Annotated in this window: 9 protein-coding genes and 1 pseudogene; 4 read left to right on the top strand and 6 right to left on the bottom strand. The window is 63.3% G+C overall.

Features of this window, described 5'->3' with window-relative positions; translation table 11 throughout:
- Both AX685_RS04605 and AX685_RS04610 read left to right on the top strand, forming a co-directional pair.
- Nucleotides 1-643: SDR family NAD(P)-dependent oxidoreductase (locus AX685_RS04605; protein ID WP_156445670.1), on the top strand; the 643-nt coding region annotated here is incomplete at its 5' end.
- A gap of 53 nt (nt 644-696) precedes the next feature.
- A complete protein-coding gene (locus tag AX685_RS04610) occupies nt 697-1,197 on the top strand; it encodes a hypothetical protein (protein ID WP_017980764.1) in 501 nt (166 codons plus the stop codon).
- 440 nt (nt 1,198-1,637) lie between these two features.
- On the opposite strand, the gene AX685_RS04615 is transcribed toward AX685_RS04610, so the two are convergent.
- Nucleotides 1,638-2,686, bottom strand: a protein-coding gene (locus tag AX685_RS04615) for an IS3 family transposase (RefSeq protein ID WP_156002746.1) whose coding sequence is annotated in 2 segments (ribosomal slippage) — nt 1,638-2,434 and nt 2,434-2,686 — 1,050 coding nt in all. Because the reading frame shifts where the segments join, the coding sequence is not laid out codon by codon here.
- Between the two features lie 80 nt (nt 2,687-2,766).
- Here AX685_RS04615 and AX685_RS04625 point away from each other — a divergent pair.
- Together AX685_RS04625 and AX685_RS04630 are read left to right on the top strand one after the other, a co-directional pair.
- A pseudogene (locus tag AX685_RS04625) lies at nt 2,767-3,102 on the top strand (integrase core domain-containing protein); the annotation flags it as partial.
- A gap of 96 nt (nt 3,103-3,198) precedes the next feature.
- Nucleotides 3,199-4,101, top strand: a complete 903-nt coding sequence (locus AX685_RS04630; protein ID WP_017980760.1) for a LysR family transcriptional regulator — start codon at nt 3,199-3,201, stop codon at nt 4,099-4,101.
- Here the strand turns inward: AX685_RS04630 and AX685_RS04635 are convergent.
- From AX685_RS04635 to AX685_RS04655, 5 genes are all read right to left on the bottom strand, one after another.
- Complete coding sequence (locus AX685_RS04635; protein ID WP_020486663.1) at nt 4,091-6,286, bottom strand: TonB-dependent receptor; 2,196 nt, start codon at nt 6,284-6,286, stop codon at nt 4,091-4,093. The two genes, AX685_RS04630 and AX685_RS04635, sit on opposite strands and share 11 nt — an antisense overlap.
- A 99-nt stretch (nt 6,287-6,385) precedes the next feature.
- Nucleotides 6,386-7,300, bottom strand: a complete 915-nt coding sequence (locus AX685_RS04640; RefSeq protein WP_017980758.1) for an SDR family oxidoreductase — start codon at nt 7,298-7,300, stop codon at nt 6,386-6,388.
- Between the two features lie 11 nt (nt 7,301-7,311).
- Nucleotides 7,312-8,457 (bottom strand): acyl-CoA dehydrogenase family protein, encoded by a 1,146-nt coding sequence (locus AX685_RS04645; RefSeq protein WP_017980757.1) that lies wholly within the window; start codon nt 8,455-8,457, stop codon nt 7,312-7,314.
- A gap of 12 nt (nt 8,458-8,469) precedes the next feature.
- Entirely contained in the window at nt 8,470-9,708 is a 1,239-nt protein-coding gene (locus tag AX685_RS04650) for a thiolase family protein (protein WP_017980756.1), read from the bottom strand.
- Nucleotides 9,705-10,187 (bottom strand): enoyl-CoA hydratase/isomerase family protein (locus AX685_RS04655; RefSeq protein ID WP_197418481.1); only part of this gene is annotated, 483 nt, incomplete at its 5' end. The genes AX685_RS04655 and AX685_RS04650, both read right to left, overlap by 4 nt.

Consider the following 10,187-nt stretch of genomic DNA (forward strand, 5'->3'; position numbering starts at 1 on the left):
CTTTTCGACGCCGATCACCCCGCTACCGGGGTCCCTTTTCCACGCCGATCCACAGTTCCGGCCCGAGCAGATCGCGGAGGTCATCGACCTGAACGCCATCAGCTGGGTGCGGGTGAACCGCGCGGTGCTCCCGGCCATGCGGCGAGCGGGACGAGGCCTGCTGATCTATACCGGCAGCGGGATCAATCGCCTGCCGGACCCCTTCACCGGCCCCTATGCTGCATCGAAGGCGGCCGGAGACGTGCTGGCCGAGGTGATGGCGTTCGAGACCGCGCGCTATGGCATCGAGACCGTGATCGTTCAGCCCGGGGCCTACACGTCCGGCACCGATCATTTCAAACACGCGGTCGGCCCGGCCGACGTCGGGATCGTGGCACAATACGATCGACTGGCGGGCCTGTCGGATCAACTCGCCGAGCGGCTCGACAGGACTAACCTGCCCGATCGTCGCCACGATGCACAGGAGGTCGCCGAGGCTATCCGTGACATCGTCGCGATGATGCCCGGCACACGCCCGCGCCGTGTCGACATCGATCCGCAAGGCCGCGACGTCACGCGCATCAACGGCGTCACCGCCGAACTTCAACGCGCCTTCTTCGCCCGCATGGGCGTCGAAGACCTGCTGCATCCCGCAGCGCCCTGAAGGGCTCGTCGATCCGACCCGAAACTGTCCTGGAGGCACTGATGATACGTTCCATGATCCTCATCCTGTCTGTCGGCATGGCCCTGCCGGCCGCGGCGAAACCCGTCCGGGAATGCCGGATCCGCATCTTGCGGCCGGTAACGGACGACATGGGCCATCGCTGGTCGGCAGGCAGGCTGCTGCCCGCGACAATCATGCGGCGCGATGCGAACGGCGTATCCTTCTGTGCGCAGGGAGGATCCTGCGTGCCGCGGATGACGCGGAACGGTCGGGCGGCGCAGCTTGTGAATTGCCGACCCGGCAAGGCGCTGGGCAACGGCGACTTCCGCCTCGATCCAAACCCTGCCGTCATGAGCAGGGCCGAAGCCGACAAAATGCGTACGCGTTCCGTGGTCGAGAACAAGCTGTCGACGCTTGGATTTTCGAACGCGGCGAGCGGCACCTGGGCGAATGACTATGCCGCCAATCCCGACTCTGCTCATGGCCGCCTGGTCTCGCGTGCACTTGCCGGGTGGGCGGAGGCGCTGGCGACGATGAAAGCGAAGCTGCCGTGATCGCCCGTTCGATCATAGTCGCCATAGTAGCCATCGTCTGCGCAACGCGGGCTACGACGCAAAGCGTTGCCCCCCGAAGCTTCGCGCCGATCCGAGAGGCATGACGCGCAGGGTGGACGCGTCATCTTTGCGGCGCCGAAGATCGCGAACGTCGTCCATCCGACCGGGAGCGGCGCAGGGGCAATACCGATGGCGGTAATGGCGGTACAGACGGCGGCCCGGCGAAGTCCCGCGAGCCAGTGCGCGATGAAGGCAGGAATGCCGCGAGAGCGAGCCCGGTCAGCCACAGCGTCTTGGTGTCCGACCATTTCCACGGCCATGGCAGTGGCACAAAGGTAAGATTGACGGTCCCCCGGTTTTTTATCCGGGCATGATGCGAGCTTCCGGCCTGCATCCGCCGGGGTAACCCCGGCGGATAGAGCATATTCTGCTGGCGTCAGTCAGCCAAGCGCCGTGTGAGGACGGCTCTCGTTATAGTCCCGTCGCCAAGCCTCGATCTTGGCTCGGGCGTCTGCCAGCGACAGGAACCAGTGGCTGTTCAAGCACTTGTCCCGCAGCCGGCCGTTGAAGCTCTCGACAAAGGCGTTGTCGGTCGGTTTGCCCGGCCGCGAGAAGTCCAGCGTGACGCCGTTCTCATACGCCCAGCGATCGAGCGCCTTCGAGATGAACTCCGGCCCAGTGTCCACCCGAATGGTCTTGGGCGCGCCGCGTATCGCCGAGATCCACGTCATGACCGCCACGACCTGCTCACCCCTGATGCCCTGGTCGACATCGATCGCAAGCGCCTCACGGGTGAAAGCGTCGACAACCGTCAGCGCCCGCAACCGTCGGCCGTCGAACAAGGCGTCCGAGACAAAGTCCATCGACCACATCTCGTTAGGCGCCGACGCCGCGGGCTGGCGTTCGCGATTTGCAGCGCTGACGTTGCGACGAGGACGTCTGAGCCGGAGGCTTAACCCATCTTCCCGGTAGAGCCGATAGACGCGCTTGTGGTTCACCAGCCAGCCTTCCCTGCGCAGCAGGATGTAGATCCGGAAATAGCCGTAGCGCACCCGTGCCGCCGCCAGGTCACGGATGCGCAGCCGCAGCGGCGCCTGGTCAGGCTTATGCGACACGTACCGCACCGACGAGCGGTCGACGCCGGGCGCGAGGCAGCTACGCCGCTCGCTGACGCCGTGGGACGCCTGGACCTGCGCGACGATCTCGCGCCGTCGCCCAGGCGTCAGAGCTTTTTTGCGAGCACGTCCTGCAGGATGTGCTTATCCAGGCTCAGATCCGCGACGAGCTGCTTGAGCTTGCGATACTCGTCCTCAAGCTGCTTGACCCGCCGCAGCTCGCCGCCGCCCAGTCCGCCATACACCTTCTTCCAGCGGTAAAACGTCTGCTCCGACACGCCCATCCGGCGGATGACCTCGGCCACCGGCGTGCCCATTTCCGCCTGCTTCAGCGCAAACGCAATCTGCTCTTCCGTGTACCTCGACTTCTTCATGTCCCGGCTCCTTGCACGCGGGCTTAAAAGGGCCGGAAAACTCTCACTCAAACCGGATGAAAAAACAGGGAGGACGTCAACGCAAGGCCATCGTCATGCGGCCTCCGCCCAGAGGGCTCATTCACCGTTCGGACCGCGGCAGCGAATATTCTTTCGTGGACTTCCAGGCCGGACTGCGTCGCCACGGCATCCGCATCTCCATGTCCGGCAAAGGAAATTGCTACGATAACGCGATAGTCGAGACGTTCTTCAAGACCATCAAATCCGAGCTTGTCTGGCGCACCGTCTTCTACACCCGCGTCCAAGCCAAGCGCGCCATTGCCCGCTATATCGACGGCTTCTACAACCTCGTCAGGCGCCACTCCGCACTCGATTACACCAGTCCCGCGCGGTTCGAACGAACCGCGTCACGCTGAGCGAATGCCTCTTCACTTAAACGAAGCAAGTCTAGTTGCTTTGACAAGGCCACTTGGGGTGTTGCGGACGACAAGTGAAAAGGCAAAGGTTTATCCGTGCTCGATCCCCGACTGAGATATGCCGTTGCGGTCGCGCGAGTCGGCTCGTTCTCCGGCGCGGCCAAGGCTGTCGGCGTGACCCAATCGGCGGTCACGAAGAGTGTCGCCGACCTCGAACAACAGGTCGGTTTCGCGATCTTCAACCGGACATCGCGCGGCGTCGCAATGACGCCGGAGGGCCGCGACTTCATCGATCGGGCCGCACGGCTGCTCGCGGATGCGCTCGATCTGCTGGGAGAGCGAGACCGCAACACCGATCCGTTTGCGGGGTTGCTTCGCATCGGGCTGTTTCCGGGCTCGATCGATTGGTTGATCATGGGGCCGGCGATCGGGCTTCTGAAGCGGCGTGCCAGCGTCCGGATCGAAACGGTTTCGGGAAATAGTGAGCGTGCGGTGCAACTGCTCTCTCGCGGAGATATTGATGTTGCGTTCGGGTTAGAGGCAGCCTTCGCCGGCTGGCCACAGTTCAAGAGCGATCGCATCGCGACGGTGGAAATCCTGCCGTTCGTACGCAAGGACCACCCGATCCTAACGCGCCATCCCGTCGACAAGCAGTCGCTGGCGCGGTTCGATTTTGTCGTTCCGTCCTCTTCCGAACCCTACACCCCGATCATCCAGCAGCTGTATGAGCAGGACGGGCAACGCCCGGAAGATCGCATCCACCTGACCGACCACTTCCCGCTGGTTCGTCAGATCGTCGCCGCGACCGATACCATCGGGCTGGTGGCAAGGGCTTTCACAGCAAGCCGCTGGTTTCGCGATGCGTTCGTACCATTGCTCGACACGGGCTTGCTCGACCCGCTGGTGTTGTCATACGCCGCACGCGCGCGATGGCCGATCAAGCCCGCAGGCAAGGACCTGATCGCGCGCGTGCGCCAAGCGTGGATGCCTAGAAGCTGAGTGCCACCTCTCCGCCGATCACGCGTCCTTTGTTGAGTGGCGACAGGCTGGCGCCGACACCGCCGAACGCCGTAGAGAGTGGGGTGTCGCCGCCATAAGTGACCTCGTTCAGCAAATTGCGGCCATAGATCGAGACGCGCCACACGCGATCGGTCGTCGTGTAGGTCAGGCTAGCGTCGAGCATGTCCGCCGCGGGCAGGAAACCGATATTGTTGTCGGTGAAGCGGGCACTATCACGGTGCGTAAAATCGACGCGTGCGGTCGCGGTGCCGACCGAGCCCAGTCGCTGATCGTATGTGATGCCCGCGCCATAGGTCCAAGGCGAAAGCCGCGGCAGCTTCAGATTGCGGTCGACGTCGTTGATGATCCCGTCGCCGCTGATGTCGAAACGGACGTTGCTGTACTGACCGTGGACGTAGCCCACCTGTCCAGACAGCACGAGATTGGGGAATACGAAGAATTGACCCTCCGCCTCCACGCCCTGGATCTTCGCGTCAGCCGTGTTACGAATGACCTGACTGACGCCGAGCGGACCAGGAACGATGATTTCCCGCTGCAGATTGTCCAGCTGGTTATGGAATGCGGCAAGGTTCAGCCGGCTACGGCCGAACTGCTTCTTTGCCCCGATCTCGAAACTGTCCTGCACCTCCTGATCGAACGGCCCCGGCGGGACGCCCGGGTCGGTATTGCGCAAATTGTATCCGCCGCTGCGGAAACCGCGTGTGTAGAGGCCGTAAACCTGAGTCCGGTCATCCGGCTTCCACTGTAGTCCGATTTTCGGCGTAAAGCTTTTCCAGTCATCGGAATCGACGAAGTTGGTATTGCAGATGAGCGCGGCCAGATTGCACCCGTCCGCCCGCAAGGTGCCCACGCGCACGAACTTGCGTTCCCAGCTGTAACGCCCCCCCAGATTGACCGTCAATGTGTCGGTAAAATGCCAGTCGGCAGAGGCAAAGATGCCCCATGTGGTCTGGTCTTGGGTCCCCCCACCCGAAACGATGCGGGTATTGTTCAGCAGATTGCGACGCTCGGCATACCTCAGATCCTGGGTAAAGTAGTATAGGCCGGTAGTAACCTCGACCGCACCGAATGTCCCGGCATAACGCAGCTCGTTGCTCAATTGCTTCTGCGCAATATTGAAGAAGCCGTTGAAGAACGATTGCGGCGTCCCATCGATATCGGTCGCCGTCCGCGACCGAAACTGACGATAGCCCGAGATATTCGTGATGACGCCGTCGCCCAGGCCGATATCGACATTCGTTTCGACGAGCGCCTGGTTCCAGACCGCCTTGTAGAAGCCCGGGAAGTCAATCGACAGACCAAAGGTGTTGCGTGGGAATACGGCGTGGCTTTGAACCGGGGCGCCGTCGCCATCGACATCGCCATGCTCGAAGCGAATATCCATGCGGAAATCGTCGCCGCCTTTGAAGGAGAGCGCCGGGCGGATGATCAGGTCGCGTGACTTGCCGAAACTCCTGCCGTCAAAGCGGTTTCGGAACCAGCCGTCGTCGTCGCTGTAGTATACCGCCAGCTTGGCAGCCAGGACGTCATCGATCAGCGGTCCCGTCACCATCCCACTGACGGTCTTCTTGAGCCCCGTTTCGACGGAAACCTTGGCATTGGCCCCAAAGGTGAAGCGGGGAAGGGTCGTGCGCATCACCACCGCGCCGCCTGTCACGTTACGGCCGAACAGCAATCCTTGCGGTCCGCGCAGCACCTCAACCCCCTCAAGGTCGAAATTGTCGAGGACGACGCCCGCATTGATCCCCAGATACATGCCGTCGACGAAGACGCCGACCGTAGGGTCGATCGAAGGGATGGTGCTGTTGATACCTAGGCCGCGGATCGTGAAGTTGGCGTAACCAGGCGCAGTGCCAACGCCGTCGAGCTGCACGTTGGGTACATCATAACTCAGGCTCTGGAGGTTCTGCACGAACTTCGCGTCGAGCTGAGCTTCCCCGAATGCGGTCATCGCGATGGCGACGTTCTGCACGCTCTCTGCGTAGCCCCGCTTGGTGGCCGTCACGACGATCTCTTCGGAAAGCGCCTCCGTCGCCGTCGGCCTCGCGGCTTCGGTCTGGCCAGAGGGTTGGGGCTCCGGCGTCGGCGACGCCACCGGTGCCGATTGTGCAAATGCCGATCCAGCCCAAACCAAGGCGACGGACGCGAACAGGCAATGTTTCATGGCCCCATCTCTCCCAAGAATTTATGATTATCGACCAACGGAGTCGCGTGGTCGGACGCGGTCGTCCAATTCAATATGCGGGCAATCTATTCCATCGTGTCATAAGTCGCCGGCTCCTGCCGGGGGTTGGACCGCGGCAAGGCTGTCGTTGATCGTCGTCGGGTATTCGGCATGCGTGAAATCGCTTATCTCGCACCAGTGACGCGCGATGTCGTCAGGCGTGAAATCCGCCATGTCGCCAAAGCGATGGCCCCGTGAGCGCTGCCATCGCAGTTTCGAGACATAGCCGGCGCCCACCTCGAAAAGGCCTTTGGTTTCGCTGCAATCCTCGTGAGCCAGCCAGCCTACCAATGGGCTGATCGCCTCCGGTCGCAGCCGCGTGAGCAAATCTTGCGGGAACACCGTTTCCGTCATCCGCGACGCTGCGATCGGAGCGATCGTGTTGACCCGAATATTCTTGGTGCGGCCCTCCTCCGCCAGCGCATTGGCGAGACCGAGAATGCCGAGTTTTGCCGCAGCGTAGTTGGCTTGCCCGAAATTGCCGTAGATGGCGGCGGCGGACGTCGTCATCACGACGCGGCCATAACCCTTGTCGCGCATCACCGGCCACGCCGCCTGCGTGACAGCGCGCGACCCGTTCAAGTGCACGTCGTGCAGCAGCGTCCAATCCTCATCGGTCATCTTACCGAAGCTGACGTCGCGCAAGATGCCGGCGTTGTTCACAACCACATCGACCGTGCCGAACGCATCGAGCGCGGTCGTGACGATCCGCGCGCCGTCCGTTACGGAATCGTAGTTCGCGACCGCCTCGCCACCGCCGCGGCGAATCTCCTCGACCACCCGGTCGGCGGCGGTCGACGAGCTGCCGTCGCCCATGCGCCCACCGCCAAGGTCGTTCACCACGACGCGAGCGCCGCGCGCACCGAACAGCAGCGCGTGCTGACGACCCAGCCCGCCACCGGCGCCGGTGACGATCACGACCCGGCCGTCGTAACGCAAAGTGTCGATCATCATCGTACCCTCCGTCAGCGAAACGCCCCGATGCCCGTCAACGCGCGCGCGATAATGAGCTTCTGGATTTCCGTCGTTCCATCCGGGATCGGACAGATGATCGCTTCGCGTGCCAGTCGCTCGACGATGAAGTCCCTCGTCACGCCGTTGCCCCCGTGGATCTGCAGAGCGTCGCGGGTGACGCCGATGGCCATCTCGGTCGCGAACCATTTGGCCATCGCGCATTCGGTTTCGGCGCGAATGCCGGCATCGACGAGCGCTATCGCCCGGTGCGTCAGCAGCCGTGCGGCATCGATCTGCGTCGCCATGGTCGCCAGCTTGTCGGCGATGAGCTGGTGGCCGGCGATCTTCCGACCATGCTGCGTGCGCTCCTTTGCATAAGCGATCGCCTCGTCCAGCGCGCGCCGGGCAATGCCGATGCTCCACATCGCCATGTGGCAACGCGCGATCTCGAACACCTTCAGCGTGTTGCGCAAGCCGTCCCCGGGCTGACCCAGCGTGTTGCCCGCGGGCACCCGGCAGTCGGTGAGAAAAATCTGCGCTGTAGACTGGCCGTTCAAGGCCATCTTCTCGATGTCGCGTACCTCGTACGGGCTTTCCGCGCGATCGATCAGGATGTGGCTGATTTCGTCATCGCCCGTGCGACAGGTGCAGATCAGTATGTCCGAATAGGCCCCGTTGGTGATCCACGTCTTCTCGCCGTTGATGATCCAATGGTCGCCGTCGCGCACCGCCCGCGTTTTCACCGCCGCCACATCGGAACCGACATCGGGTTCCGAGATTCCGATCGATACGAAGAGCTCACCTGCGACGAGGCCCGGCAAGTAGCGATCCTGCAAATCCGACGACGCGTTGCGCCTGATGAGCTCGATACCCACCGCGTTGATGAACCCCGGAATGGCAACGTCGAGCGACGAATAGACGATCTCTTCGAAGACCATCAGATGCGTCAGCCAGCCCATGTCGAGCCCGCCCCACTGCTCAGCATGCGGTGCCGTGATGTGACCGAACTGTGTCAGCTCACTGGTCCAACGCTGCATGAGCTGACGAGGGATGAAGCCCGGGCCATGGCCGCGGATTTCAGGTTCCAGTTTGTCGTCGAGGAAACGGCGGACGCTTTCGACCGCCATCCGCTGCTCTTCGTCTGGTTGGAATTCCATGCCCTCTGCTCCCTATCGACCGAGGATGGTGACTGCGACGACAGCCTCCTCCACGCCCACCACTCCGCCGCCGTTCTGCGCGATCGCGACACGGGCGCCGTCGACCTGCCGCGCGTCTGCTTCGCCGCGCAGTTGCCCGACCAATTCGTAGATCTGGGCAAGACCTGTTGCGCCGATCGGATGACCCCTGCTTTCGAGCCCGCCGGACGGGTTCACCGGCAGGCGACCACCAAGGACGGTTTCGCCGCGCTCAGCGGCGATGCCACCTTCGCCCGGCGGTACCAGGCCCAGCGCCTCGATTTCGATGATCTCTCCCATCGCAGTCGCATCGTGAACCTCGGCGACGTCGACGTCGGTCGGATCGACGCCAGCCGCTGCATAGGCACGGGCCGCCGCCAACCGGGTGACGTGCCGATCGTAGTCGCACGCGTCGCGTTCGGAACTGGTCTGCAACACCGATGCGAGGATCCGGATTGCGCGGCCGGGCGACACGGCAAGTTTGCGCAAGCCCGCTGCATTGCAGATGACGGCTGCGCTTGCGCCGTCGCTTATCGGCGAACACATCGGCAGCGTCAGCGGATACACGATCGGTGCCGCCGCCAGCACCGCCTCTACGGTAAAGGGGGTGCGATATTGTGCCAGCGGATTTCCGACCGAATGGCCATGGTTCTTGGCGGATACGGCAGCAATCTGTGCCTGTGTCGAGCCGTAGGTCTTCATGTGCGCGCGCGACATCGCGGCATAGATGTCCATGAAGACGCTGTAAGGCTGGGCAGACACCGAGCCATCCGGCACCGCGACGCCCTGACCCATCGCCAACAGAATATCGCGGTTCCGCGCGGTTTCATGCACGTCCCAAGCCCCGTCGAAAGCGCTGAACATCAGCGCCTTGTCGGGTGAGCACATCTTCTCGGCGCCGATCGCCAGCACGATGTCCGCCGCGCCCGAGCGGACATAGGCGTTTGCCATGTGCAGCGCAGTCGAGGCTGTCGCGCAGGCATTCTCGACATTCACGACGGGGACGCCGTGGATACCGATGGCGCGGGCGATGATCTCGCCGCGGATCATGTCCTGGCCTTCCATATGGCCCTGGACACAATTGCCGAAGAATACCGCCTCGATGTTCGCCGGCCCGCATCCCGCATCGGCGAACGCCTGTGCGCAAGCGTCGGCCGACAGCGCCTTCAAGCTCCGGTCCAATTGCCGACCGAACGACGTCATGCCGACGCCGGCGATGAAGACCTCGCTCATCGCCCTACGAACTCCGGCGGCCGTTTCGCCGCGAAGGCTGCCAGTCCCTCCTGCAGATCATACGAGTCTGCGTAGGCGGCGACGATCTCCATTTCTCGCCGCAAACCCTCCTCGTGCGAGCAGTCGACGGCGAGCGCCGCCAGCTCCTTCATGCGCGCCAGGCCAAGCGGGCTTTTCGCGGCCAGCGTCTCGGTCAGTGCCTGCGCGGTCTCCGCCAGCGCCGCCGCTGGCACGCAGCGGCTGACCAACCCCGCGCGCTCCATGTCCTGCGCGGAAATGGACTCGCCGGTCATCATGAGCCGAGTGGCGCGGGCAGCGCCGATCTTGCGCGGCAGGCGGATCGATCCGCCACCACCCGGAAGCAGCCCGTAGTTCGCGTGTGCGTCACCGAAGACAGCGTCGTCGGCCGCGATCACGATATCGCAGCACAGGACCAGTTCCAGTCCGCCGGCGAGCGCCAGCCCGTTGACCGCCGCGAT

This window comes from Sphingomonas sp. CCH9-F2 (assembly GCF_001556735.1).
Classification (GTDB): Bacteria; Pseudomonadota; Alphaproteobacteria; order Sphingomonadales; family Sphingomonadaceae; genus Sphingomonas; species Sphingomonas ginsenosidimutans.

Coding starts and splice junctions, on each gene's coding strand:
- AX685_RS04610 (WP_017980764.1), top strand. CDS start 697: ATGATCCTCATCCTGTCTGTCGGCATGGCCCTGCCGGCCGCGGCGAAA.
- AX685_RS04635 (WP_020486663.1), bottom strand. CDS start 6,286: ATGAAACATTGCCTGTTCGCGTCCGTCGCCTTGGTTTGGGCTGGATCG.
- AX685_RS04640 (WP_017980758.1), bottom strand. CDS start 7,300: ATGATGATCGACACTTTGCGTTACGACGGCCGGGTCGTGATCGTCACC.
- AX685_RS04645 (WP_017980757.1), bottom strand. CDS start 8,457: ATGGAATTCCAACCAGACGAAGAGCAGCGGATGGCGGTCGAAAGCGTC.
- AX685_RS04650 (WP_017980756.1), bottom strand. CDS start 9,708: ATGAGCGAGGTCTTCATCGCCGGCGTCGGCATGACGTCGTTCGGTCGG.